The sequence below is a fragment of the Rhodobium orientis genome, assembly GCF_003258835.1.
Lineage (GTDB): Bacteria > Pseudomonadota > Alphaproteobacteria > Rhizobiales > Rhodobiaceae > Rhodobium > Rhodobium orientis.
Window position 1 is genome coordinate 1 of the sequence record NZ_NPEV01000189.1, and the last position, 262, is coordinate 262.

1 protein-coding gene is annotated in these 262 nt (G+C 50.4%); it reads left to right on the top strand.

All coding sequences use genetic code 11. The features are described 5' to 3' along the window. The coding region (locus CH339_RS25780; protein WP_146610312.1) for a DUF2953 domain-containing protein at window positions 1-262 on the top strand (262 nt) is incomplete at both ends.

Genomic DNA, 262 nt, shown 5'->3' on the forward strand with positions numbered 1-262 from the left:
AAAGATAAAAAGAGGAGAAAAATCGGCTATCGGGAAGTGTTCGATAGTACGAAGCAAATCAAAAAATTGGTGGAACAGATCATCAATATGCAGCCGATCATCCGCCGGTTTATGAAGCGGATTCACGTCACGAAGCTCGAATGGACCTCTGTCCTCGGCTTTCCTGACGCGGCTTTAACCGGGATTGTCACAGGCGGCGCCTGGTCCCTGAAAGCCGGCACGGTGGCTCTCTTGCATCAGCTTTTTTGCTTTGACAGCCAGC